This window comes from Bacteriovorax sp. PP10 (assembly GCF_035013165.1).
GTDB lineage: Bacteria > Bdellovibrionota > Bacteriovoracia > Bacteriovoracales > Bacteriovoracaceae > Bacteriovorax > Bacteriovorax antarcticus.
The window spans coordinates 1,604,904-1,626,871 of sequence record NZ_JAYGJQ010000001.1; the positions used below are offsets into that span (position 1 = coordinate 1,604,904).

General features: G+C 39.0%; 28 protein-coding genes. 15 read left to right on the forward strand and 13 right to left on the reverse strand.

From position 1 onward, the window contains the following. Positions 1 to 6 precede the first annotated feature (6 nt). The 5 genes from SHI21_RS07860 (at position 7) to SHI21_RS07880 (ending at position 3,634) form a co-directional block, all read left to right on the forward strand. A complete protein-coding gene (locus tag SHI21_RS07860; protein ID WP_323575786.1) occupies positions 7 to 618 on the forward strand; it encodes a TetR/AcrR family transcriptional regulator in 612 nt (203 codons plus the stop codon). A gap of 11 nt (positions 619 to 629) precedes the next feature. Beyond that, positions 630 to 1,166, forward strand: a complete 537-nt coding sequence (locus tag SHI21_RS07865) for a redoxin domain-containing protein (protein WP_323575787.1) — start codon at positions 630 to 632, stop codon at positions 1,164 to 1,166. A 105-nt stretch (positions 1,167 to 1,271) separates the two neighbouring features. Then, positions 1,272 to 1,904, forward strand: a complete 633-nt coding sequence (locus tag SHI21_RS07870) for a glutathione S-transferase N-terminal domain-containing protein (RefSeq protein ID WP_323575788.1) — start codon at positions 1,272 to 1,274, stop codon at positions 1,902 to 1,904. Between the two features lie 11 nt (positions 1,905 to 1,915). After that, positions 1,916 to 2,746, forward strand: a complete 831-nt coding sequence (locus tag SHI21_RS07875; RefSeq protein ID WP_323575789.1) for an aldo/keto reductase — start codon at positions 1,916 to 1,918, stop codon at positions 2,744 to 2,746. A 9-nt stretch (positions 2,747 to 2,755) separates the two neighbouring features. Beyond that, positions 2,756 to 3,634: a pirin family protein gene (locus SHI21_RS07880; RefSeq protein WP_323575790.1), complete on the forward strand. Its 879-nt coding sequence runs from the start codon at positions 2,756 to 2,758 to the stop codon at positions 3,632 to 3,634. A gap of 47 nt (positions 3,635 to 3,681) precedes the next feature. On the opposite strand, the gene SHI21_RS07885 is transcribed toward SHI21_RS07880, so the two are convergent. Continuing rightward, a complete protein-coding gene (locus SHI21_RS07885; RefSeq protein WP_323575791.1) occupies positions 3,682 to 5,190 on the reverse strand; it encodes a PAS domain-containing hybrid sensor histidine kinase/response regulator in 1,509 nt (502 codons plus the stop codon). A 271-nt stretch (positions 5,191 to 5,461) separates the two neighbouring features. Here SHI21_RS07885 and SHI21_RS07890 point away from each other — a divergent pair, with 271 nt between their 5' ends. Next, positions 5,462 to 6,316 (forward strand): rhomboid family intramembrane serine protease, encoded by an 855-nt coding sequence (locus SHI21_RS07890; RefSeq protein WP_323575792.1) that lies wholly within the window; start codon positions 5,462 to 5,464, stop codon positions 6,314 to 6,316. On the opposite strand, the gene SHI21_RS07895 is transcribed toward SHI21_RS07890, so the two are convergent. Together SHI21_RS07895 and SHI21_RS07900 are read right to left on the reverse strand one after the other, a co-directional pair. Then, entirely contained in the window at positions 6,270 to 6,713 is a 444-nt protein-coding gene (locus tag SHI21_RS07895) for an LEA/WHy family protein (RefSeq protein ID WP_323575793.1), read from the reverse strand. The genes SHI21_RS07890 and SHI21_RS07895 overlap by 47 nt on opposite strands. A 54-nt stretch (positions 6,714 to 6,767) precedes the next feature. Beyond that, positions 6,768 to 6,899 carry a hypothetical protein gene (locus SHI21_RS07900; protein ID WP_323575794.1) on the reverse strand — a complete coding sequence of 44 codons (132 nt, stop codon included), beginning with the start codon at positions 6,897 to 6,899 and terminating at the stop codon, positions 6,768 to 6,770. A 104-nt stretch (positions 6,900 to 7,003) separates the two neighbouring features. On the opposite strand from SHI21_RS07900, the gene SHI21_RS07905 reads away from it, so the two are divergent. From SHI21_RS07905 to SHI21_RS07920, 4 genes are all read left to right on the forward strand, one after another. Next, positions 7,004 to 7,744, forward strand: a complete 741-nt coding sequence (locus SHI21_RS07905) for a helix-turn-helix domain-containing protein (RefSeq protein ID WP_323575795.1) — start codon at positions 7,004 to 7,006, stop codon at positions 7,742 to 7,744. A 125-nt stretch (positions 7,745 to 7,869) separates the two neighbouring features. Further along, positions 7,870 to 8,277 carry a hypothetical protein gene (locus SHI21_RS07910; protein ID WP_323575796.1) on the forward strand — a complete coding sequence of 136 codons (408 nt, stop codon included), beginning with the start codon at positions 7,870 to 7,872 and terminating at the stop codon, positions 8,275 to 8,277. A gap of 9 nt (positions 8,278 to 8,286) precedes the next feature. After that, on the forward strand, positions 8,287 to 8,769 hold the full coding sequence (locus SHI21_RS07915) for a GNAT family N-acetyltransferase (RefSeq protein ID WP_323575797.1): 483 nt from the start codon (positions 8,287 to 8,289) through the stop codon (positions 8,767 to 8,769). Positions 8,770 to 8,926: 157 nt separating this feature from the next. Further along, positions 8,927 to 9,232 carry a hypothetical protein gene (locus SHI21_RS07920; protein ID WP_323575798.1) on the forward strand — a complete coding sequence of 102 codons (306 nt, stop codon included), beginning with the start codon at positions 8,927 to 8,929 and terminating at the stop codon, positions 9,230 to 9,232. A 99-nt stretch (positions 9,233 to 9,331) separates the two neighbouring features. On the opposite strand, the gene SHI21_RS07925 is transcribed toward SHI21_RS07920, so the two are convergent. From SHI21_RS07925 to SHI21_RS07935, 3 genes are read right to left on the reverse strand one after another with little or no spacing between them, the layout of a single operon-like run. Then, positions 9,332 to 9,688 carry a hypothetical protein gene (locus tag SHI21_RS07925; protein WP_323575799.1) on the reverse strand — a complete coding sequence of 119 codons (357 nt, stop codon included), beginning with the start codon at positions 9,686 to 9,688 and terminating at the stop codon, positions 9,332 to 9,334. A gap of 51 nt (positions 9,689 to 9,739) precedes the next feature. Further along, positions 9,740 to 10,126 carry a hypothetical protein gene (locus tag SHI21_RS07930; protein ID WP_323575800.1) on the reverse strand — a complete coding sequence of 129 codons (387 nt, stop codon included), beginning with the start codon at positions 10,124 to 10,126 and terminating at the stop codon, positions 9,740 to 9,742. 40 nt (positions 10,127 to 10,166) lie between these two features. Continuing rightward, the gene (locus SHI21_RS07935; RefSeq protein WP_323575801.1) at positions 10,167 to 10,508 is read right to left on the reverse strand and encodes a hypothetical protein; all 342 of its coding nucleotides are present in this window, start codon (positions 10,506 to 10,508) and stop codon (positions 10,167 to 10,169) included. Between the two features lie 431 nt (positions 10,509 to 10,939). Here SHI21_RS07935 and SHI21_RS07940 point away from each other — a divergent pair, with 431 nt between their 5' ends. Together SHI21_RS07940 and SHI21_RS07945 are read left to right on the forward strand one after the other, a co-directional pair. After that, positions 10,940 to 11,755 (forward strand): hypothetical protein, encoded by an 816-nt coding sequence (locus SHI21_RS07940; RefSeq protein ID WP_323575802.1) that lies wholly within the window; start codon positions 10,940 to 10,942, stop codon positions 11,753 to 11,755. 247 nt (positions 11,756 to 12,002) lie between these two features. Continuing rightward, complete coding sequence (locus tag SHI21_RS07945; protein WP_323575803.1) at positions 12,003 to 12,290, forward strand: hypothetical protein; 288 nt, start codon at positions 12,003 to 12,005, stop codon at positions 12,288 to 12,290. A 27-nt stretch (positions 12,291 to 12,317) separates the two neighbouring features. Here the strand turns inward: SHI21_RS07945 and SHI21_RS07950 are convergent, their stop codons facing one another. Genes SHI21_RS07950 through SHI21_RS07960 form a run of 3 tightly spaced genes read right to left on the reverse strand, consistent with a single transcriptional unit; the run spans position 12,318 to position 16,006 of the window. After that, positions 12,318 to 13,853 carry an SDR family oxidoreductase gene (locus SHI21_RS07950; RefSeq protein WP_323575804.1) on the reverse strand — a complete coding sequence of 512 codons (1,536 nt, stop codon included), beginning with the start codon at positions 13,851 to 13,853 and terminating at the stop codon, positions 12,318 to 12,320. 42 nt (positions 13,854 to 13,895) lie between these two features. Further along, positions 13,896 to 14,720, reverse strand: coding sequence for an alpha/beta fold hydrolase (locus SHI21_RS07955; protein WP_323575805.1), 825 nt, complete (start codon positions 14,718 to 14,720; stop codon positions 13,896 to 13,898). Positions 14,721 to 14,722: 2 nt separating this feature from the next. Next, on the reverse strand, positions 14,723 to 16,006 hold the full coding sequence (locus tag SHI21_RS07960; RefSeq protein ID WP_323575806.1) for an acetyl-CoA C-acetyltransferase: 1,284 nt from the start codon (positions 16,004 to 16,006) through the stop codon (positions 14,723 to 14,725). A gap of 84 nt (positions 16,007 to 16,090) precedes the next feature. Between SHI21_RS07960 and SHI21_RS07965 the strand changes: the two genes are divergently transcribed. From SHI21_RS07965 to SHI21_RS07975, 3 genes are all read left to right on the forward strand, one after another. Then, a complete protein-coding gene (locus SHI21_RS07965) occupies positions 16,091 to 16,669 on the forward strand; it encodes a TetR/AcrR family transcriptional regulator (protein ID WP_323575807.1) in 579 nt (192 codons plus the stop codon). Then, positions 16,659 to 16,895 (forward strand): VF530 family protein, encoded by a 237-nt coding sequence (locus SHI21_RS07970; protein WP_323575808.1) that lies wholly within the window; start codon positions 16,659 to 16,661, stop codon positions 16,893 to 16,895. Before SHI21_RS07965 ends, SHI21_RS07970 begins: the two co-directional genes overlap by 11 nt. A 118-nt stretch (positions 16,896 to 17,013) precedes the next feature. Continuing rightward, complete coding sequence (locus SHI21_RS07975; protein ID WP_323575809.1) at positions 17,014 to 17,898, forward strand: class I SAM-dependent methyltransferase; 885 nt, start codon at positions 17,014 to 17,016, stop codon at positions 17,896 to 17,898. 4 nt (positions 17,899 to 17,902) lie between these two features. On the opposite strand, the gene msrB is transcribed toward SHI21_RS07975, so the two are convergent. The 4 genes from msrB to glsA all read right to left on the reverse strand — a co-directional run bounded on the left by msrB (position 17,903) and on the right by glsA (position 21,961). Beyond that, positions 17,903 to 18,415 (reverse strand): peptide-methionine (R)-S-oxide reductase MsrB, encoded by a 513-nt coding sequence (gene msrB / locus SHI21_RS07980; protein ID WP_323575810.1) that lies wholly within the window; start codon positions 18,413 to 18,415, stop codon positions 17,903 to 17,905. A 57-nt stretch (positions 18,416 to 18,472) separates the two neighbouring features. Then, positions 18,473 to 19,912: a hypothetical protein gene (locus SHI21_RS07985; RefSeq protein WP_323575811.1), complete on the reverse strand. Its 1,440-nt coding sequence runs from the start codon at positions 19,910 to 19,912 to the stop codon at positions 18,473 to 18,475. A 63-nt stretch (positions 19,913 to 19,975) separates the two neighbouring features. Continuing rightward, on the reverse strand, positions 19,976 to 21,022 hold the full coding sequence (locus SHI21_RS07990) for a mechanosensitive ion channel family protein (RefSeq protein WP_323575812.1): 1,047 nt from the start codon (positions 21,020 to 21,022) through the stop codon (positions 19,976 to 19,978). 15 nt (positions 21,023 to 21,037) lie between these two features. Further along, complete coding sequence (gene glsA, locus SHI21_RS07995) at positions 21,038 to 21,961, reverse strand: glutaminase A (protein WP_323575813.1); 924 nt, start codon at positions 21,959 to 21,961, stop codon at positions 21,038 to 21,040. Between the last annotated feature and the right edge of the window lie 7 nt (positions 21,962 to 21,968).

Here is a 21,968-nt window from a genome sequence, read left to right on the forward strand (position 1 = left end):
ACTGTAATGAAAAAAACAAAAGAGAATGGGCGCGATCGTTTGATCGTGTCCGCTCTCTCTCTTTTTTGCGAACGTGGTTATCACGGAGTTTCAGTCAGAGAGATTTGTGATCACGCCAACGCTAACCCCAGCCTTATTTCCTTTCACTTCGGTGGCAAAGAGGCCTTGTTAGAAACGATATTTGAAGGAATGCTTTCAGAGAAGTTCGAGACAACTGGCAACATCTTGAGCAATGTCGAAAATGAAGTGGATTTTAAATTCAGACTGACTTTATTTTTTAAATCTTATGTGGAGTTCTATTTAGAGAACTCTGAAGTCGTCAGTCTTTACTTTGACCAGTTTGAAAGAGAGCACCCTTACGCTATTCAAATTTTCCCGCAGACTTTCGGAAAACTTTGGAATGGACTGCTGAATTTTATTCAGCAAGCTCAGGAAAAAGGAATTGTAGACCAGTCACTTGATAGTAAAGTCCTGGCCTTCTCATTATGGACACCGGTGAATGCGAGTATGAGATCGAAAAGATCCACTCATCGCGCGTGCCAATTTTCACTTAAAGATCAACATTTTATAGATTTGCTTATCAAGCAAATTATCGATTCAATAAAACTTGCAGCGTAGAGGTTATTTTTATGAGCAGCATTTATCATATCAGTTTAACAAAAGAAGAAGGACAGGTTGTTACATTAGAAGAATACAAAGATAAAGTTCTTCTGGTGGTCAACGTTCCGGTGAATACGGGTTCAACTGCTCAACACAAAAAATTAGAACAATTGTATGCAAACTACAAAGACATGGGATTTGAAATCCTTGCCGTTCAGACAGATGAATTTGATATCAAACTCTTTGGTGACAAGCACCAGTTCTCTTTTCCACTTTTTCAAGCGACAAGAGTGAGAGGAGAAGGGCAACATGAACTTTATAAAATTCTCACAACTGATGCCCCGGATTCATTCGGAACTTTTTATAGTCAGGCGAAACGCGCTTTTATTAAGCGTGGTCTGGATGTTGGACATGACAATGATGTGATGTGGAACTTTGAAAAGTTTCTTATTAACAAACAAGGCGTGGTAGTGAAGCGTTTTGCACCAGAGATTCATCCTGATGACTCAAGACTAATTGAGGTCCTTGATAAGGAAATTGGAAATATTTCATCGCTGAGTGCCTAAAGTTCTCTTTTGGGAACTGGCCTTTAAGTAAATTAAAGCATTCTTCATGTGTTCATCTAAAAAATCTTTGTTAACATTACTATCAATGTTAACAAGGATGAATATATGATTGATTTACATTATTGGACAACGCCTAACGGTCACAAGATAACGATCTTTTTGGAAGAGTCAGGTCTTCCATACAAGCTTCACCCCGTAAATATTTCCAAGAACGAACAGTTCAATGCTGACTTTTTAAAAGTGAACCCCAACAATAAAATTCCGGCCATTGTTGATAATACTCCTGAGGATAATGCCGGGCCTTTAACTCTTTTTGAATCTGGTGCTATCCTTTGGTACCTTGCCGAGAAAGCAAAAAAATTCGTCCCACATTCAACTCGCGCGAAAGCGGAAGTTTCACAATGGTTATTCTGGCAGATGGCGGGACTAGGCCCTATGGCCGGACAAAATCATCACTTCAATAAGTACGCGCCTGAGAAAATTCCGTACGCAATGGATAGATACATTAAAGAGACGGCCAGACTTTATGGCGTTTTAAATAAACAACTCGATGGAAAAGAATGGGTAGCAGCAGGAGAGTATACGATTGCTGACATGGCCATTTATCCATGGATTGTCCCTTATGAAATGCAAAGTCAGGATTTAAATGATTTTCCTCATCTAAAAAAATGGTTTGAGAAAATGCAAAAGCGAGAAGCGGTCGTGCGCGCTTATGATATCGCTAAAAAAATTAAGTAAGAGAGAGTACAATGATCAATCAGAAATACACTAACCTAAATGATGGTTTAAAAATTCCGACAGTAGGATTTGGAACATGGAAAGTTTCCGACACTGAGGCTCCCGCTGTGGTGGAAGAAGCGCTGGCCGCTGGATACCGCTCAATTGATACCGCTGCGATTTATGGAAATGAATCAGGTGTTGGAACTGCTATCAAAAACTCTAGTGTTGATAGAGCTGAAATTTTTCTTACAACTAAAGTTTGGAATTCGGAGCAAGGTTACGATTCAACTTTAAGGGCCATGGATACAAGTCTTAAAAAATTAAAAACAGACTATGTTGATTTATACCTGATTCACTGGCCGATGCCTGCTCAGGATAAATATGTGGCCACATGGAAAGCACTCAACCGCCTTCGCACAGAGGGGATCGCCAGATCAATTGGTGTTTGCAATTTTAATATCGATCATCTTGAAAGACTAATTGGTGAAACGGGAGTGATCCCGGTTTTAAATCAAGTTGAGTTGCACCCATACTTTCAACAGAAAGAATTAAGAGACTTCCATGCAAAACATAATATCGCAACGGAAGCATGGAGTCCGCTGGCCCGAGGTAAACTGTTTGAAGACAAGGTGATTGTCGAGCTTGCAAAAAAGTATAATAAAACACCTTCTCAAATTGTTCTTCGCTGGCACTTTGAAAATGGAATTATTGCGATTCCAAAATCAAGTCACACTAAAAGAATTCTTGAAAATATTGATATCTTCGATTTTAATTTAGAAGCATCAGACTTGGCATTAATTAGCACGATTGATGATGTGAATGGCAGAACAAGCTTTGATCCGGCCACGGCCGTATTTTAGGAGCAGAGTATGATAAATCAAGTTCAGTTAGTTATTGAATCCAGATCAAAAGACTTAATGGGAATGCCCGTCTCACGTGTTTTACCCTGGTCAAAAAAGAGAATGGTTGGACCATTTATCTTTTTAGATCATATGGGCCCCGTACATTTTGATAGTGAACATAAAATGACGGTGAACCCACATCCACATATGGGTTTATCGACACTCACATACCTTTTTAAAGGCCATATCCATCATAGAGACAGCTTGGGCTCATCACAAATCATCGTCCCGGGAGAAGTGAACTGGATGACTGCTGGACGTGGTATATCTCATTCAGAAAAAACACCGCAAAATGAATTGGGGCAAGAGACTGACGTACACGGTTTACAATTTTGGGTGGCATTACCTGATCATCTCGAAGATATTGAACCCTCATTTTTTAATTTTAAAAATACTCAGATTCCTAAGCTGTATAAAGAAGGCGCAGAAATAGATGTCGTAGTAGGAGAGTTTCACGGTGAGGTTTCACCAGTAAAGGCCTATAGTCCTCTGGTCTTTGTAAATATCCGTGCGACCTCTGATTATACTTTTGAGTACGAATCCAGATCTTTCGAAGTAGCGCTTTATTTAATCGAAGGCTCAGTGCAAGTGGGTGACGTGACTTATACGAATCATGAAATGATTGTCTTTGAACCAGGTTCAGACATAGAGGTCAACATAAGTGCTGGCTCTCATTGTGTGTTGATTGGTGGAGAGACATTTCCCAAACCCAAATTTATCTGGTGGAATTTTGTTTCGAGCTCAAAAGAAAAAATGGCGATTGCCCGTGACGATTGGAATTCAAAAAAATTCCCACAGGTTCCAGGTGATACGGATAATATTCCTGCGCCACTTGATAAAATTTAATCTACAAATAAAGAATTAAAAAGGCCGGTACTAAAAAACCGGCCGCTTTAATGAAGAGTCTCAATAGTTGAGACGAGATAATTGAAATCAATCGGTTTGGTTACGTGGTCGATAAAACCAGCATTTTTAGTTTTAAGACGATCTTCCGGCATAGCATGGGCCGTTAGAGCGATGACAGGTGTTTTGTTTTTTCTCTGACGAAGCTCTTTAATAACCTGAAAGCCATTCATATTAGGCATTTCAATATCCATTAAAATAACGTCATATTTTTTATTCTGAACTTTTCTTAAAGCTTCATTTCCATCAATCGCAACATCAGGGTCACCACCGTATGAATTTAAGAATAATTTTATAATTTCTAAATTATCGACAGAATCATCTACAATCAAAATCGATTTTGATTTTAAAGAATGCATCTGCATTTCGACAGCTTTAGGTCGCGATGAACTCTTCAGCGTTTTATAATCAGTAAACTTTACGCTAAAAACACTTCCTACTCCTGGAGCAGTACCGACTAATTCCACATCACCACCAAGTGCTTCGGCCATTCGACGGGCCAGGACCAGACCAAGTCCAGATCCTTTATTTTTTATATTTTGTGCATTTCCCACTTGAATGAAAGGATGGAAAATTCTATTCATATCGTCTTGGGTAAGACCAATCCCTGTATCTTTAATTAAAATTTCAAAGCAGTTTTGTTCAGGTGTTTCTTTAAGCTTAAGAACACTGATTGTGATTTCACCTTTGTCAGTAAACTTAATCGCGTTGCCGATAATATTATTTAGAATCTGACGAAGCCTGTTGCAGTCACTGATGATCTTATCAACGTCTATTTCTTTTTTGTCATATCTAATATTTATATTTTTTGCCAGGCACTGTGGCCTGAATAGCTCGATGACTTCATCAATAGTGTTGTGCAAGTTAAATTCGATTAGTTCGATATCAACTCTACCTGCCTCAATCTTGGAAAGGTCGAGCACATCGTTAATGATACGGTTGAGATTTTTTCCGTTTTTTAAAATAATATCAAGGTAGTGAGACTTATCTGTCTCATTTATATTATCTTTCTGTAAGAACTCAGCAAACCCCAGGATTGCTCCTAATGGAGTACGAAGCTCGTGAGAAATATCAGCGATAAATTGTGATTTTAATTTCAATTCTTTTTGTGCTGAATACTCGGCCATACGAAGTGCATCTTCATTATGTTTCTTAGCTGTTAAGTCTCTTGTGATTTGTGAGTATCCAATATGCTTGCCACTTTGGTCATTCAAACGGTTGATAATAATGTTGGCCCAGAATTGTGAGCCATCTTTTCTCGTCATCCAGTTTTCAACTTCATAGTGCCCTTGAGTGCGGGCAGTTTTTAAATCATTCTCCGGTAAGTTTTGTTCGATATCTTCAATAGAATAGAAGCGTGCGAAGTGAGTTCCAATGACTTCACTGGCCTGAAGGCCAGTAAGGTTTTTTGCACCACTGTTCGACGAGAGAATAATTCCTCTTTTGTCTAGAATGTAAACGGCGTAATCGATCATGGAATCGATTGCGAGTTTAGACATTTCGTAGGAATTTGATAATTCCCTAATCTCGTGCATTTTTGGTACCTCATACCTACAAATTCTTACTACCACTGACATTTCTCATACTAGGGCATGTTTTAAAACTCAATATTGCATTAAGAAGATTCAAGACTGTTTCAATACGATCTTACTTAGTTAATGTTAAAGAGTCGCGGCCGCTTTCTTAACCCAAGCTTAATTTAATTTATTTTTTCCCAATGGAAATTGTGTTGTTAATTTAACATTGTCGCAAAAGCTTCATACATTTTAGATGACGACACCATCAAGTATCAGATTGGTAACCCGAACTGCTTTTGCATTTATTTTCAGAGTGGCCCTTGCAACTTTTTTGAACAGTCCCATCTTGATAATTATGGAAACAAAAACCTACATTAAAGAAAATTGGCTGACGAAAATTCCAAAGAGAGATGGTCTAAACCCAACTCTCTTTTTAATGTGCCTCTTGCTGTTTACCAGCTTCATCTACATCAATAATTTATTCAATGCCCCTCTTTGGATGTCGGCCAACGGGAACCAGGTTTTTGCACAAGGGGAGTGGTGGCGAGCGTGGACAACGCTTTTTGCCCATGGTGATTTAAGTCATATCTTAGGAAATCTATTTTTATTTTTTCCGTTCTCATATTATCTCATCGCTTATTTCGGTTATACATTTTTTCCATTCTTCGGCTTCTTCGTCGGCGGTCTGGTTAACCTGGCCGTATTGCAGACGATGCCCGATCATGTGGGCCTTATAGGGGTCTCTGGAGTCGTTAATTGGATGGGTGGTGCCTGGCTTGCGCTGGCATGGCTTATCGATCGACGTGAGTCTAATGGAAGGCGTGTTTTGAAGGTGGTGGCGGTAACGATAGTGTTATTTGTACCGGACAGTTTTAAGCCTGAAGTGAGTTACTTAAGTCACTTCCTTGGTTACTTTGCTGGTGCCTTTAGCGGTATTGCTTACTACTACCTGTTCAAGAAGAAGATCAAGTCGGCCGAGGTGATTGAAGTTGTGCACGAAGACGATTATGTCTGGGGGAGTGACTTTGAATTCATCAATGAAGACTATCGTGAGGACTATCCTAGAGATCACCAGATCTCAAATTCCCCTTGTCATCAAAAGGGATAGTGAAAGGTCCAACCTCAACACTTCCTTTGACCAGGTAAGGAACTCCATCTTTTTGAAGGAGCATAAGGACAGAGCTGAAAATATCTTTATAGAGAACGCGCAGAGGGACTGAAACCATTGTGGTCTCTTTTCCTTTAACCAGGACTTTTTCTTTCATTGTTCCTGATGTCACTGTTTTGTCATTGATATCCAGTGCATATTTCAAATTTTTTACATCAAAGTTTATAGAGTTCGGATTTTTTACACTTAAAATAATTTCAAGGTCAGCGTTGAGCGCAGAAAGTTTAGTGATATGAATTTCTTGAAGCTTAACTTTTGGTGGTTCGACAACTTTCTTCAAGCTTGAACATCCAAAAAGAACCGACAATAGAATAACGAATAAAAAATGATATTTCATAAAACCCTCAGGCCCATTTTCGCGGAGTTTATTGAGCCTTGCAAGGGTAAAGATTTAAAATGATCTTATTTGATTCGCGCTGATTGAATCTTTTCTCAGTTGTTGATTAAATTCGTACTGGCGCTGCTCGCTCGAGTTGTAAAAGAGAGAGTTCTTATTGAATAGAAATTTAAATAGTCCCATCATAATAGCCTCCTGTTGATATCAGTATCGTCTTCATTGGCATTCTTCACAATACTCTTCCATGAAGTACTATAATGTGATACCTTAGGGCTAAGCGAGGATACACCATGGGACAGATTGACCAATTTTTGGCCGCATTCAAAAGCTCTCTTAAAGCAAAAAACATTATTTATCGAGACCTGGCAAAATCGCTAAACTTGAGTGAATCGAGTGTGAAGCGCATCCTCGCAGACAAGTCTATAAGCCTTGAGCGCATCGATGAAATTTGCAAAGCATGTGACATTAGTTTTTCTGAAGTCTGTCGTAACGCTAATTTTGAAGAAGATGTATCCAATCACACATTGACCAAAGAGCAGGAAAAAATCCTCGCTGAAAATCCCAGACAACTTCATTATTTTATTTTGCTTAATGATGGACTAACTCCAGCAAAAATCGAAAGAGACTATGAGATCACAAATAACGAATCTAAAAAAATACTTCTACAGTTAGATAAATTAAACCTGCTTGAACTTCATCCCAGAGATAGAGTGAAGCTCAAAAATAAGACCGGCACACTTCGTTTTAGAAGAGACGGGGCGGTAGGGAAAATTCTTTTTGCTCAAACGAAGAGTAATTATTTAAATCATGATTTTGAATCCGAGCTGGATTACATCCGCTTCGTTACCAATGGCTTTCCTTTGGAGTCTATCGCGAAGTTTAAAAAGAAGCTTGATAAGATGGTGTCTGAGCTTCAAGAAGAGACTAGAATGGTTGCAGGTGGCGATAAAAAAGGATTGCACGATATGGGGGTACTACTTGCTTATCGTCCGTGGACGAATTCATCATTGGATGCGATCAAGAAAAAATAATGAAAAAAATGAAAGGTCGTCTCTACAAAATCGTTTTTGCAATTGCGCCAATTCTACTTACGATGGCCATATTCTTGGGTATAAGACAATATTTGGGACATCTCGAAAGTGATTATTCTTTTCTCATGAGCAAAGTCATAAAGAATAAAGAATATTTTCAACAAACAAGTTTTCATGGAGAAGCAGAGCCAGACACTCCTGATCAGAAGGTTAATGATCAGACAATCTTAGGCATAGACTCGCTCACAAATGGGATCAGAGACGACATCGATATATGGATAAATCGCTCGGCCTTAAATAAAGAAGAAACTTTATTAATGAGAAGTTATGCAAGAGAGCTTCAAGTTGTATTAAAAAATTGTGCTTTAAAGAAAACGACCTTACCAACTGAGCAGGTAGAATTAAAAAATGCAGAAAAAAAATTGTTAGAGATTGGATCAGTGGTGAGGGAGCCAACAGATTTTACGGTGACCCGACTTAAACTCTTAACTTGTAATACTGAAGCTAGAACGAAATGCTTCGACTCTTTGTAAGGATTATATATGGCGAATGTAAAAATTGTTGCGGGAACAGAAGCTGATATTCCTGAAATCTTAAAATTTATCAAAGCACTTGCTGTCTATGAAAAACTTGAGCATGAAGCAGTGGCCACGCATGACCTGTTAAAGAAAAATCTTTTTGGTGAAGAGCGCTTTGCTGAAGTCATTTTTATTCAAGAAGATGATGTGAAAGTTGGTTTTGCTTTATTCTTTAAAAACTTCTCAACCTTTTTAGGATTGCCTGGAATTTATCTTGAAGATCTTTTTGTCCTTCCTGAATGTCGTGGGAAAGGTTATGGAAAAAAACTTATTGTTCATATTGCAAAAATTGCAGTCGATAGAGGATACGGACGATTTGAATGGTCTGTGCTTGATTGGAACACGCCTGCGATTGAGTTCTATCACTCGATTGGTGCGATTCCTATGGATGAATGGACAGTTCAGAGAATGACAGGGGATACGTTAAAGAAGCTTGCAAGTCTTTAATTCCATTTGAATTTAACATTTTTGAAACTCTCTGTTTATCTAGAGGATTGATAAACATGCCATTAATTAGATTACAATCATCAGTATTTTAAAATATACACGCATTTAGCTTCAGGGTATTTTTTTGCTCATAAAAATACTTATTCATGGAGTTCATATGAAAAAAATTCTTTTTGCTGTTTTCTCTCTTGCAATTGCTACAAGCTCATTTGCTTCAGTTGAATGCAACAAAAAAGCTTTCGCAGCAGCTAAAGCAGTAGACGCTATTTCAAATAACTCTAAAAAAAGTACTTACACTTTAGTTTCAACTGAAACTATCAACAGTGTTGAAGCTGGTGGTGAAGCTCTAGATACCATTGAAGTTCGCATGACTGTTGGTGAAGACTCATCTGCTGTGTGGCATGTTGATCTATTCAACACTGCTTGTGTTATTAAAAATGTTAGATACGTAACTGGTGACTAATTAGGTTCTAATTAGGTTCCAGCAGACTTGTGGTAGAGCAACAGCATAACCATAAGTCTACTGGCACCGAATTTTTCTGGAACTAAAACTACAGTTAAATTACTCAATTACACAAGGCCAAATTTTCGTCTCATTATTCGAGAATGACTTAATAGACGCTGTGAAGTGAGGATTCTGATCAATAAAACTTAGTTCAATAAGTTGTGAAGAAATACCGTTCGCATACCCAGCACATTTCATTTTCATAAATAGCGTATTACCAGCACAAATAAAACCAGTTCTTGTAAAAGCACCAGTGATTTTAGCGTTTTTAAGTTGGAAGTAACCAGGAGTATCGTGATCTTCAATAAGACCTGCTGTAAATGCCTCCGGGCCTCCATCGCAATAGACATTTCGATTTGCTGCTTGAGAGACAGTTGCAGTGGTCAAGATAATTAGAAATACTAAAGTCTTCATCGTAAACTCCTTTCGAATATGTTTTTGTAGTCTGCTAAGGCAGAAAGAAAGCTAAGGTATGTCTCCATGGCAAGTAACAATTGTCGACCCTAGAGTGCCGCCTAAATTTAGTTCGTATCCGTGAGCGACTGTTAACCAATGTCCAGATGTACTATGGCAATAGCCAGTCTCTGGTTCTTGTGAGCAATCTAAAACAGAAATAGCATAATTATCTGGCTCTCCAACATAGTTAAAAAACTTTCCAGAGATCTCACCATTTTGAATATCTTTAGATCTCAAAAAAAAACGACCTGAGACAGTTCTCTTTTGAACATTTGTATAATTGTAGTTAACTGAGAATGTTGTCTGACCAGAATAGTCCGAGCATACAAAGTTTTCTGCAAAAGCTGAAGAGGTTAAGAACAAAATTGCCCATAACGTAAATCCAAAAGTTTTCATAATTATTTCCCTTGTTTTATATAAAAATAGCTTTGGTCTCTTACTTACATTTGAAAGTGTAGTTTCCATACGAAAAGCCAGTAACAACACCTTTCTTATCGCGAAATAATTTTGCTTCATCAGCTGGGATAATGTCTTTTTGATTATTAAGGCCCGTACAATTTCCTTGGTAACTGCAAAGAAGATCGACCCCGTCGTAAAACATTTGAGCAGAGATCGCAACGGAAGACCCAACAGCGTACATAGTTGCTCTGACTTCATCTGATGATGATCCTGGCGTTTCTATTGCAGAAGTACATTGCATTTGCCAGCGAGGTGCGGGCCCACTTGCAAAAGTGTTTACTGAAAATAAAGTGCAAAGAGTAATAAGTAATAACTTCATAAAAATATCCTTTTAAATTGTAAGCGATTTTGTTTTCACTGTGGAAGTTGTACTGAGTGACTTGTATTAAATCAATTTGGTTATACCTACTTTATGGTTAGGTATTAGCCTATGGAGCCTCGAGGTTGTCTGTAGTTTTCTATATATCAAGCTAGATAGAGACTGGAATGAGGCGAGGATCTTGTTGTAAAAACTGAATGCCCAACGGTAATTCGGTGCCAGCAGACTTGCGGTATAGCAGTGTAGCTACCACAAGTCTGCTGGCACCTTTTACAAGGGATTTATTCATATATTAAAGTCATTTTTTCAAGATTAGAGGGCTCGATTATTTAGGTTACACTTACTTATGGAAGAGCAGCAAAAGATAAGATTAAATTTTAGTTTATTTAGTCCGATACTGAACTCAAGTGACTTTAAACGGGGATCAGTTAATGAAGGTTTTTTTAATTATTGCAGGCACCATCTTTTTTGCAGGATGTTCAGCCTTACCAACTAGAGAGATTGCAAGTTGTGAAAAAAAGTCATGTCGAAAAATTCTAGACTCTTTGAAAGATACCGACCTTCCATTTAATAAGGCCATGCTGGATAAACTGGTTGCAATGATCAGAGATAAGAATAGTCCTTTAACAGATGAACAAATTGATAGTTATATTTTTTCTCTTTATTTTCCTAATGGAAAGGTTGAATGGAAGATAGCTGATACTTATGGAGTTGTTTACTCTAGAGCTCACTCAGGTGTTTTTAACCCGGCCACTGGAGAAGTTGAGTGGAAAGTAGCTGCCACTTACGGGACTGTTTATTCTAGACCATACGCTGGTGTTTTTAATCCGGCGACAGAAGAAGTCGAGTGGAAAGTCGCTGAGACTTATGGGGCCGCTTACTCAAGACCCTACGCTGGCGTTTTTAATCCAGTGACTGGGGAAGTTGAGTGGAAAGTTGCTGAGACTTATGGGACTGTTTACTCAAGACCCTACGCTGGCGTTTTTAATCCAGTGACAGGCGAAGTTGAGTGGAAAGTAGCTGCCACTTACGGGACTGTTTACTCAAGACCTTACGCTGGTGTTTTTAACCCTGTCACTGGTAAAGTTGAATGGAAAATAGCTGACACTTACGGGACTGTTTATTCTAGACCTTACGCTGGTGTTTTTAATCCAGTCAGTGGAAAAGTTGAATGGAAACTAGCTGATACTTATGGGACTGTTTACTCTAGACCTTACTCTGGTGTTTTCGTTCCTGTTACCAAATAAAGAATTTATGTTAAGGGTTCTAAGGGTTCCAGCAGACTTGTGGTAGCTACACCGCTATACCACAAGTCTGCTGGCACTTTTTGGTTAGTCTGCTGGCACTTTTTGGTTTTTTAGGCACTTAGGAGATGAGTGTTGTATTTATCAAATTATTAACAGATAAAATTTATTGCTTTGGAATTTAGAATAAAAATTTGTGTTATGAAAAGCTTCTGGCACCAGGCCAACCTTTATAGAGTGGAGCTTTATTATGAAACTTTTTTTATTATCGTTCACATTAATAACAAATCTTGCAAATGCCGGAACTATGACGAGTGGTCATTTTCACTGGCCAACAGATAACACAATTGAAGCGTCTGCTTATGGAATGGATAAGTCTGTTGCTATGGCAGAATTGGATGCGAGAGGAGCTATCTTTAGTGGATTTAAAGTTGCAAAAGATAAAGCTGTCGTGAGCTATTGTTTGGAAGTTCTAGAAGACGGTTCTTGCAGACCAAATAGTCCTGTCATTGTAGTACTTCCACTAGTAAAAAATTAAATAATAAAGGTATCTTTTAAAATTACATTACCAATCGATTGGTTTGTAATCTTTTAAGAATTGCCCACACCAGTGTTTCCCAGAATTAATCCCGTCGATAAACGGATCACAAATTCTCGCAGCACCATCGACGATGTCTAGTGGTGGTTGAAAGTCGTGAACAGCTTGTTTATTTTGTGAGATTTCTGCTGGATCTTCATCAGTCACCCAACCAGTATCAACGGCATTCATGAAAATTCCATCTTTAGCAAAGTCAGAAGCTGACGTGTGAGTCATCATGTTAAGAGCGGCCTTCGCCATGTTAGTGTGCGGGTGGCGGTCTTCTTTTTTGAAACGATAGAACTTTCCTTCCATCGCAGTCACGTTAACAATATGTTTTTTACCAGTGTAATCACGTCTCATCATGTGAACCAGACGGTTACATAGAATGAAAGGTGCTACAGCGTTTACTAACTGAACTTCTAACATTTCCGGAGTCTGAATTTCTCCAAGACGAAGTCTCCAGCTATTTGTCTTACGTAGATCTACTTGTTGAAGATCCACATCAAGTTGTCCTTCAGGGAATACTTCTTCTGCCACAAGAGAATTATCGTAGCTGTATGGGATTTGAGAAAGCTCTGCAGAAGCTCTAATACCAACTCCTGGACCTTCTCCGTGCCATGCTACTGGCAACGCAGTCTCAGTAGAAATATCTTTCCCGTGAGTAATCTGGTTCAGTTCAGTTTTAAAGTCCTGGTGGTTCTTTAAAATGATTTGCGCCTGAGGATCAATATCATGGAAGTTTAATAATTCATTTTCCATTAAATGCTTATAGAACCCTGGTGGGCGTCTAACAGTCTGAGCAGCGTTGTTGATTAAAATATCAAGACGGTCAAACTTGTGTTCAATGAAGCTTGCAAAAATTTCTACAGAAGGTGAGTGGCGAAGATCAAGACCATGGATGTGAAGACGAGAGCTCCACTCACTGAAATCTTTTTCTTTCGCAAAACGAATAGCAGAGTCTACTGGAAAGCGAGTTGTCGCAATAACAGTTGCACCTGATCTAAGCATTAATAGAGTGGCGTGGTATCCGATTTTTAAACGTGATCCTGTGATCAATGCAACCTGACCTGTTAGGTCTGTCAGTTGAAAACGTTTATGGTAGTTGAAGTCCCCACATTCCTTGCACATTGTATCGTAGAAGAAATGAAGTTTTGTGAACTCGGCCTTACACACGTAACAGTTACGTGCTTTATCTAATTCAGGAGCTTCAGCATAAGCTTTATCGCTGTCTAAAAGTAATTGTTCAGGAGCAATGAATACAGAACTCTCGCGTGCACTTCTGATTCCAGTGTAAGCGCGCTTAAGTCTGTTTTGTTCGACCATTTGTTTTTGACGAGTGATCTTTACATCTTTATCGCGTTTCTTAATTTCTTTTTTATCCGGACGCGAGATTGTTCCCGCAGCTTTAAAAAGTGCGATTCTTTGTTCGTGTGTTAACTCTGTTAGTAGCTCAGAGTTTGAGACGATGTGTTCTAGGATTGAAATGCTCTCAATGACGTCTTTTAAAGAAATGTTTTTCATAGGGGGGAGATATCACGAGGAGCGCAAATAATCAATCGGTGATCAGGAAATCTTCCCAATGAAATCGGCGACTTCACTAATGACTTTTTGATCCTTTAGGATGCGTCTGTGGCCCAAACCTTCGGTTTTGATAAGCCTTGTTCCAGGCCAGGCCGAGACAATGGCCTCTGCGGACATAAAGTTTACGGCATTATCATCAACGTCATGGACAACTAAAGCGGGGATTTTTAGGGTGGCGCCAATTTTTCCGATGTTTAATTCCTGCGGTTGCATGCCGGCAGCTTTAGTAATCAGCTCTTCAAAAGCGGCCTGCGAGTTTTTATTTAGACCAAAGTTTTTTCCAAAGAATCCTACAACTCTGTCGTAGAAAGCAGGACTCGCAACCAGAACCAGACCTTTAACCTGCAGACCACGAGTGGCCGCAAGAACAGTGCACCCACCACCAAAAGAGTGTGCAATAACGGCGTGAGCACCTTCAGGAGCTAATTCTTTTTGAGCGTCGATAATAAATTGAGCGTAGTGAGTTGGTGTTGTAATTTTCCCTGCAGAACTTCCGTGTCCTGGTCCATCAAGAGCGACCACTCGGAATTTTTTTTCAACTAATGATTTTGCAAAAGCACTAATCTGAGTTCCGCGACCATTCCATCCGTGAACAAGAAGAACAAGGGGAGAAGAAACTTCTCCCCATTCGAATGCGGCAATGCCGTTTTTTAAAAAGTATTGTTTTGAAAGATGAAACATCTGCATTTCCGATTCTGGACGAGGAATTCGTACCGGAGTCGCAAACATTTTAAACGCGATTCTTGCCGCAAGCTTCGGGGCAAACATTGAGAGAAACGCTAAAAAATTTGGCAGATATTTTTTCATAATTATGGTCTCTCAATAATCGCAGCTACACCCATACCACCAGCAGTACAGATAGAAATCAATCCACGTCCTGATCCTTTTTTAGCTAGCATCTTAGCAAGACTGGCAATAATTCTTCCACCAGTTGCAGCGAATGGATGTCCAAGAGCAAGTGAAGATCCATGAACGTTTAACTTCGCTCTATCAATTGATCCCATCGCTCCAGTTCTTCCTAGTTTTTCCACGCAGTATTTTTCTGACTCCCAAGCTTTAAGTGTACATAAAACTTGTCCAGCAAACGCTTCGTGAATTTCAATGAAGTCGAAATCCTGAAGTGTTAATCCATTTCTATCTAAGAGGCGAGACACTGCATATGTTGGCGCCATTAAAAGACCTTCACCTTTAACAAAGTCGACAGCTGAGTATTCAGCATCAACAAAGTAAGCCAGGATGGGAAGTTTATGTTTATCAGCGAAGTCTTCACTTCCTAATAGTACAGCAGAAGCACCATCTGTTAGTGCAGTTGAGTTCCCAGCTGTTAGTGTTCCTTTACCTGTGAAATCAAAAGCAGGTTTTAGTTTTGCTAGTTTTTCAATTGTTGTATCAGGTCTCAGGATTGTATCTTTTTTGACTCCTTTAAATTCGAAAACTAAATCATCAAAAAATCCATCAGCGTAAGCTTTCGCTGCTTTTTGGTGAGATTCAAAAGCAAGTTGATCCTGATCTTTTTGCGTGATTCCCCATTCCTGAACCATAAGCTCAGTATGTTGTCCCATTGATAAACCAGTTTGTGGCTCCATCACAGCAGGGAAGATTGGTTTTAAATATTGCGGTTTCATCTTCGTTAAAACTTTAAATTTATCACCTAATGTTTTTGCTTTTTGTAATTCCATCATCAACCATGAAAACTCATGGCTAAAAACTCCCGTTACATCTGAGTTTGTATCTGTTCCACCTGCGATACCACTTTCAATCTGGCCGCTAGCAATTTTTAAAGCAATGTGAGCTGCTGTTTCTAATCCTGTTCCACATGCACGTTGAACATCGTAACCAGGAGTGTGAGGATGAAGACCTGATTTTAAAACTGACTCTCTCGTCATGTTCCAGTCTTCAGCGTTTTTCATAACAGCACCGGTAGCAACGTCACCAAGGCGAACATTGTTAAGCTTCGTTTTGTTAACCAGGTTTTGAAGAGTCGCAATCATTAAATCTTTATTAGAAGTCTTTTGATAATTCGTGAAAGATCTCGTAAATGGAGTTCTTGATCCAGCGATGATCGCTACAGGTCTCATGGTCGTTGTTTTCATGGTTTCTTCCTTATTTGTTGAGCTATATGCTTAAAATTATGACTCGAATTGACTTCTTACCTACCAGTAGGTAGAATAGTCTATATGGCCACTAAAAGCAATACCGACACTAAAACAAAAGCACTCGATCTCGGTCGAGAATACCTCCAGACTCTGGGGTTTTCGGGCTTTAGTTTTCAGACGATCGCCGACACATTAGGCATTAAAAAAGCGAGTCTCCATTATTACTTTGCTTCTAAAGAAGAGATGGGATTAGCGCTCTTGAATGGCTACGAAGAAAGTCACAAGGCCTGGGCCTTAAAAGTCCAAGAGCTTCCTTCAAAGACTAAATTAGAAAAGATGGTAAAGGGATTCAAGGCCCTTAGTTCCAAAAATCATATGATCTGTCCGGTTGGATCGTTTACTTCTGATTTCCATTCCACAACACCTAAAATGAAAAAGAAAATACGACAGTTTCATTTCCTGGTGCGCGACTGGCTGATGGAAACTATTGATCAAGGGAAAAAAGAAGGGACAATTAGAGACAGTCTTGATACTGAAGTAGCAGCAGATTTATTCCTGGCAACACTTCAAGGTGGAGTGCAGCTGGCAAGAATCCGCGGTGAACAAAAGAGCTTGGAAAAAATGCTCGATACAATGATGGATAATCTTCATGGCAAATAATACGAATCCGTTACACGGAAAAACATTAGAAAACATTCTCACGGAACTGGTAGAGTTTTATGGTTTCCCAGAACTCTCACTAGCAATTGATATCAATTGTTTTAAAACTGATCCGAGTATTAAATCAAGCCTGACATTCCTTAGAAAAACACCTTGGGCCAGAACTAAGGTTGAAAATCTTTATATCGCTCACTTACGTGACAAGGCTTCGCAGCAGGATACTTAAGATTTTCTTAATTACACTCCGAAGACTATCCTTACTGTTCTAGATAATTGCATACTTAATTTCCTTAGATATAAATAAAGCGCTTAAGCTTTTTTAATGATCTTTAAAGGAAGTTTGAATGTTGCAGTTAACGAAGTTTTACGAAGAGTGCTATCAGGATTTCGAACAATCCAATTTATTATCTAATGTACCGGCTGAAATTCTTTCCAAGAATTTTTTAGCTTTCATTGATCAAAAAAAATCAATGATGTCTAAAAAAAATTTAGGCCACTATATCGATCAATTGATCTGGACTCAAAAGAGCGAGCATATTGATGACCCCTCATTTGATATTGAGTTAAAAAAAGAGATTGTATATGGGCTTCATCTAAAAAATAAAATCTTTGGCACATACTGTATTTCTATCAAGATTTTGAGACCTATCATTGAGCACATTAACCTGATAGAAAATCGTCCTGCACGCATTTTAGAGATTGGAAGCGGCTCTGGGCAATTGAGTATGGCAATGTATGAACAATTACAACATACTTCTTTAAAAGTTGAGATGACAGGATCAGATATTGTTCCAGAGTATGTTGAGGCCGCAAACCTTCTGGCCCGTGAAAAAAAATATGATATGAATTATAAAGTGATTGATGCTCTTCATTTGGATCAACTGCCTCCCAATTCATACGATATCGTCTTTACTCTTCATAGCATGCACCATTTTTTACCAGAGCAGTTAATTAAAATTATGGCCGGAGCACGAAGTGTTGCTTCTCAGGGATTTATTGGTGTGGATGCTTATCGAGGACTTTTTAATCTTTTCTTCATGGCGATGTTAGGTGGTGGGAAAAGTCTCGTGAGCTTAAATCCAGTTTTTTATCATGACTCTGTTATCTCAGGAAGACGAATGTACTCAGCTAAACAACTGGAGATCATGGCGAGAGTCGGTTGTCCTGGCTCAACCATTATCGCTGAAAATTTAAAACCAGGACTGACTGTCGTTAAGATTTTTTCATAACATTTTATTTGTGGGTGAAGAGTGCTTCAAATTCACCATAACCTGCTTTCTTCAAATCTTCTTTGGGAATAAACTTCATTGAAGCAGAGTTCATACAATAGCGAAGTCCTGTTGGTGCAGGACCATCATCAAAGACGTGGCCTAAGTGAGAGTTGGCATAACGGCTTCTTACTTCTGTACGCGAACCTAATAATAAATTCTTATCCACTTTTTCTACGATATTTGTTTTCACTAATGGGCGAGTGAAGCTTGGCCATCCTGTTCCAGAATCAAATTTATCAAGGGAGCTAAATAAAGGCTCACCTGAGACGATATCAACGTAGATACCTTCTTTTTTACTGTCGTGATAAGGATTTCTAAAAGGAGCTTCAGTTCCTTCTTCCTGAGTGACCTCATAAGAAAGTGGACTCAATGATTTTTTAAGTTCAGCAGAAGACGGCTTTTTAAACTTGGTAGCATCCCAAGAAAAAGCGGGGAGTGATGAAAAGAGAACTGCTAGAATAATTAGTGTTTTCATAACACTATCATCTGCCTTTGAAGCGGCTAAATCAAGTCTGTCTGAGTATTGTCTGAGTTAGAAATTAGTTTTCCAGTCATCAAAGCTTGAGAGTTTAATTTTTTCAACAGTAGTTTTGATAAGTTCGTTATCTGCAATAGTCTGTCCCATGAACACACACTGATGGTAGACATAACTATCGAGCTTTTTATTGATAAAACTTCTAAAGTATTGCATGCGATTCAAGCTCATATGAGTAAAGCCTTGAGAAGTGATTTCAAAGGCGCAGTAGGAAGTCATGGCAAACGGAAGTTGAATCCCGATACCAGTAATCGCAAGCTCAGTCATTTTACAATGAGAGTGTAAACTCATGCGGCTATAAGGAGAGTATTTGTTAAAATAAACTTTATGTTTACTGTCGTCTTGTTGGGTCGACATTAATTTAGCATCAAGCTTTTCAATCATTGATTCTAATAGTTCACTTTCAATCCCTGCTGGCATATGCATCGCAAAGTCGAAATTCTTTTTAAATTCTTCTAGGTTCGTTTTTCCGTCGTTATCGTAAGTCACGCAATAACAAAAATGAGACTGCATAAATTTCTTCAATGGCTCAAATTTAGTTTTATTATCCTGAATCAACTGACGGTCAATTAAAATTAAATGGGGGAGTTGGTAGTTGAGTTCATCAACAAAGTTATCCAGGTTGGCAAATCCACGGGCACAGTAGCGCTTATCAAGTTTGATCATGCTCTTGATATGCTCACGGTTTTTTACATCTTGTTCGTAGTAGAGAACCTTGATGGGCTTATACTTTGAAATGTCCTGGTTCGATTCAACCCAGGCAAGGATTTTTTTCTTATCCCTTTCACCATGTTTGGTTTCTATTCTACAAAGGTAGCCATTGCTGTATTGGTAGTAGCGGCCAATTTTATTTTTTTCAACGACGGTGAGTTTTGCTTCTTTAATATCGAGTTCATCAAATAAAGGGTTTTTCAGTTCAATTGACTGGCCTTCATTTAAATCTAAATTCACTTCGATGTAACATTGAGCACTCGACATCCATCCAATGCGTCCGAAGGTTGAAAAATCACCTTCTATTTCAAATTGAACAGGTTTGAATTCTATTAACTGAGGATCAGGATTTTTAAAGTTTAAAAACCATTTGACTAAATTTCTAAAAAATTTAGGAGAGGGGTTATATCCTTTACCGCGATAAAGAATTTGTCCGGCACCGGCAATGATTAGACTTTTTTTATATTCAGGGGAAGTGTCCGCAGTGACGACGATGAATAATGTATTTCTGGCAAAAACGTGATTTCTCACTTTCGCGATAAATTTTTCAGCGTTGAGTGAACTATCATCTCCACTTATCACAACAATTTTTGGTAGTTCTTGAAGAATGTAATTTTCACCGGCCACAATGGAGCTCAAGTGCTTGAGAGGAAGTTCGTCTTGCAATAAGGCATTACTTACAAACCAGAACAGCTCAGCACCTTGATCTATTACTGCTATAGACATGCCTAAATTTTAACAGTGAAGCAAATTTGAGTCAAACGACCCCAGATTACCCTGCTAAGACTGTTAATCTAGGTCATTCTCATCGCGGACAATGCTTAAGGTATTCGTGGCAAGTGCCATCTTTTTGTTCTTAATTGCCTGTAAAACATAGGCGATAACCATGTCCCCAACACGATACTTTCTCCCGTAATCAGCAATGGAGTAAAAGACTTTCATTGAGACCCATGACTCTGTCACTTCAAGCATAAGCACTCTTGGCTCAGGGTCTGTCATGATTTCCGGAATAGATTTCACTGCTTCTAGAATCGCTGATTTTGCTTTCAATACATCGACATCAAAAGAGAAACGAAACTGCTGAGAGAAACGTGCAGGCTTTGTTCTCTCTGAGAAAATAAGCAGCTGGCTTTGAGCAATAGTCTTATTGGGGATGACGATCAGTTCATCACTAAACCCAAGCAGCGAAGTCGCTCGCCACGTGATCTCTTGAATTTGTCCAACCCATTTATCATCAGAGTTCTGAACTTCAACCCAATCACCCAACTGAAATGGTCTTTCAATTTGTAGGGCCACGCCGGAGAAAAGATTTCCAAGCGTATCTTGTAAAGCAAGACCGAGAACGATCGTGAAGATGGCCGAAGTGGCAAGAACAGTGGCCAGGTTAAACCCAAAAACATCAGCGGCAATCCAGCTGATGATAAAAGTTGAAAAGATAAGAGTGAAAAGGTTAGCGATAAGGCGAGGGACACCCTGACTCATGTTCGCTAAAAATAAATACAGGTAAACATAAACCTGTGCCAGACGGACAAGAACTGTGACTAAAAATAAAAAAGAAATAAGGCCTATGTAGTTGGCGACCTTTAAAGAAAAATAATCGGTCCATGTGGCGCTGACAACTCCCCAGTGAAAAAGGGCAAGCACTCCGGCGACACAAAGATAAAAACTTGTTCTGATAAATCTATGGCGAAGAGACGCATGTCTTTTCTCCGTGATCTTTTTCAAAAAGAGTTTATAAAAAAGCCATCCGATTAAAAGAGTGACGATTAAGACAGCAAAAGATTCAAACTGAATGAAGTATTCAATTCTTTCGATAGGAAGCCTGGCCTCATTCATGAGATTATCCTTTAATTAGTTGGCAAAAATATTTAATTTACAATGTTCGACAAGTTCCTGGATGGCCATCACACTTCTGACTGAATGACCTTGTTGATCAATCAGCGGCGAGTAGGCCGCAATTCCCAATTTCCCCGGGACAACGGCCAGCAGGCATCCACTCACTCCACTTTTAGCAGGAAGCCCTACAGTGTAGGCCCATTCACCGGCAGAATCATACATTCCACAAGTAAACATCAGGCTTAACATATCAGGTACGAATTCTTTTTTGATCACTTGCTTTTGAGTTTTTGGTTGAACACCGCCATTAGCAAGTGTTGCCGCCATATAGGCCAGGTCAGTTGTATTAAAAAGAATTGAGCATTGTTTGAAATAAAGATCTAGCGACTCTTCAATATCATCACCGATAATTTCAAAGTGACGAAGCAGGTGAGCGATCGAGCGGTTTCTATGGGCCGTCTTTTTTTCAGAATCAAAAACAGCTTCATCAACAGTGACATCATGACCAGCATATTCAGAAAACATCTTTAAAACGCGGTCGAGTCTTTTTTGAGTATTTTTATCCTGAATAAAACTACTGACGGCAATGGCGCCAGAGTTAATCATCGGGTTATAAGGGCGGTGAGTGTTTTTTTCTAATTCAACAATAGAGTTGAAAGCTTCACCACTAGGCTCAACTCCGACACGGCTTCTCATAAACTCGCGACCGTGTTCTTCTAGCGCCATCCCATAAATGAAAGGTTTTGAAGCAGATTGCAGGGTAAACTTGTGATTGAAGTCTCCCGCCTGATAAATCTCACCTTTATTGGTCACAACCGCTAAGGCAAATAAATCATGGTTTACGTTTGAGAGTTCCGGAATGTAAGACGCAGTCGCACCAGAGGTTTCAGAACGGTATTTATTTATTAAATCAGAAAGAAAGCTGTTCAAATTTTCCATTTAATAA

Bases quoted from the DNA above. Each gene is read 5' to 3' on its own strand.
- SHI21_RS07860 (WP_323575786.1), top strand. From the start codon at position 7: ATGAAAAAAACAAAAGAGAATGGGCGCGATCGTTTGATCGTGTCCGCT.
- SHI21_RS07865 (WP_323575787.1), top strand. From the start codon at position 630: ATGAGCAGCATTTATCATATCAGTTTAACAAAAGAAGAAGGACAGGTT.
- SHI21_RS07870 (WP_323575788.1), top strand. From the start codon at position 1,272: ATGATTGATTTACATTATTGGACAACGCCTAACGGTCACAAGATAACG.
- SHI21_RS07875 (WP_323575789.1), top strand. From the start codon at position 1,916: ATGATCAATCAGAAATACACTAACCTAAATGATGGTTTAAAAATTCCG.
- SHI21_RS07880 (WP_323575790.1), top strand. From the start codon at position 2,756: ATGATAAATCAAGTTCAGTTAGTTATTGAATCCAGATCAAAAGACTTA.
- SHI21_RS07885 (WP_323575791.1), bottom strand. From the start codon at position 5,190: ATGTCTAAACTCGCAATCGATTCCATGATCGATTACGCCGTTTACATT.
- SHI21_RS07890 (WP_323575792.1), top strand. From the start codon at position 5,462: ATGACGACACCATCAAGTATCAGATTGGTAACCCGAACTGCTTTTGCA.
- SHI21_RS07895 (WP_323575793.1), bottom strand. From the start codon at position 6,713: ATGAAATATCATTTTTTATTCGTTATTCTATTGTCGGTTCTTTTTGGA.
- SHI21_RS07900 (WP_323575794.1), bottom strand. From the start codon at position 6,899: ATGATGGGACTATTTAAATTTCTATTCAATAAGAACTCTCTCTTTTAC.
- SHI21_RS07905 (WP_323575795.1), top strand. From the start codon at position 7,004: ATGGGACAGATTGACCAATTTTTGGCCGCATTCAAAAGCTCTCTTAAA.
- SHI21_RS07910 (WP_323575796.1), top strand. From the start codon at position 7,870: ATGAGCAAAGTCATAAAGAATAAAGAATATTTTCAACAAACAAGTTTT.
- SHI21_RS07915 (WP_323575797.1), top strand. From the start codon at position 8,287: ATGGCGAATGTAAAAATTGTTGCGGGAACAGAAGCTGATATTCCTGAA.
- SHI21_RS07920 (WP_323575798.1), top strand. From the start codon at position 8,927: ATGAAAAAAATTCTTTTTGCTGTTTTCTCTCTTGCAATTGCTACAAGC.
- SHI21_RS07925 (WP_323575799.1), bottom strand. From the start codon at position 9,688: ATGAAGACTTTAGTATTTCTAATTATCTTGACCACTGCAACTGTCTCT.
- SHI21_RS07930 (WP_323575800.1), bottom strand. From the start codon at position 10,126: ATGAAAACTTTTGGATTTACGTTATGGGCAATTTTGTTCTTAACCTCT.
- SHI21_RS07935 (WP_323575801.1), bottom strand. From the start codon at position 10,508: ATGAAGTTATTACTTATTACTCTTTGCACTTTATTTTCAGTAAACACT.
- SHI21_RS07940 (WP_323575802.1), top strand. From the start codon at position 10,940: ATGAAGGTTTTTTTAATTATTGCAGGCACCATCTTTTTTGCAGGATGT.
- SHI21_RS07945 (WP_323575803.1), top strand. From the start codon at position 12,003: ATGAAACTTTTTTTATTATCGTTCACATTAATAACAAATCTTGCAAAT.
- SHI21_RS07950 (WP_323575804.1), bottom strand. From the start codon at position 13,853: ATGAAAAACATTTCTTTAAAAGACGTCATTGAGAGCATTTCAATCCTA.
- SHI21_RS07955 (WP_323575805.1), bottom strand. From the start codon at position 14,720: ATGAAAAAATATCTGCCAAATTTTTTAGCGTTTCTCTCAATGTTTGCC.
- SHI21_RS07960 (WP_323575806.1), bottom strand. From the start codon at position 16,006: ATGAAAACAACGACCATGAGACCTGTAGCGATCATCGCTGGATCAAGA.
- SHI21_RS07965 (WP_323575807.1), top strand. From the start codon at position 16,091: ATGGCCACTAAAAGCAATACCGACACTAAAACAAAAGCACTCGATCTC.
- SHI21_RS07970 (WP_323575808.1), top strand. From the start codon at position 16,659: ATGGCAAATAATACGAATCCGTTACACGGAAAAACATTAGAAAACATT.
- SHI21_RS07975 (WP_323575809.1), top strand. From the start codon at position 17,014: ATGTTGCAGTTAACGAAGTTTTACGAAGAGTGCTATCAGGATTTCGAA.
- msrB (WP_323575810.1), bottom strand. From the start codon at position 18,415: ATGAAAACACTAATTATTCTAGCAGTTCTCTTTTCATCACTCCCCGCT.
- SHI21_RS07985 (WP_323575811.1), bottom strand. From the start codon at position 19,912: ATGTCTATAGCAGTAATAGATCAAGGTGCTGAGCTGTTCTGGTTTGTA.
- SHI21_RS07990 (WP_323575812.1), bottom strand. From the start codon at position 21,022: ATGAATGAGGCCAGGCTTCCTATCGAAAGAATTGAATACTTCATTCAG.
- glsA (WP_323575813.1), bottom strand. From the start codon at position 21,961: ATGGAAAATTTGAACAGCTTTCTTTCTGATTTAATAAATAAATACCGT.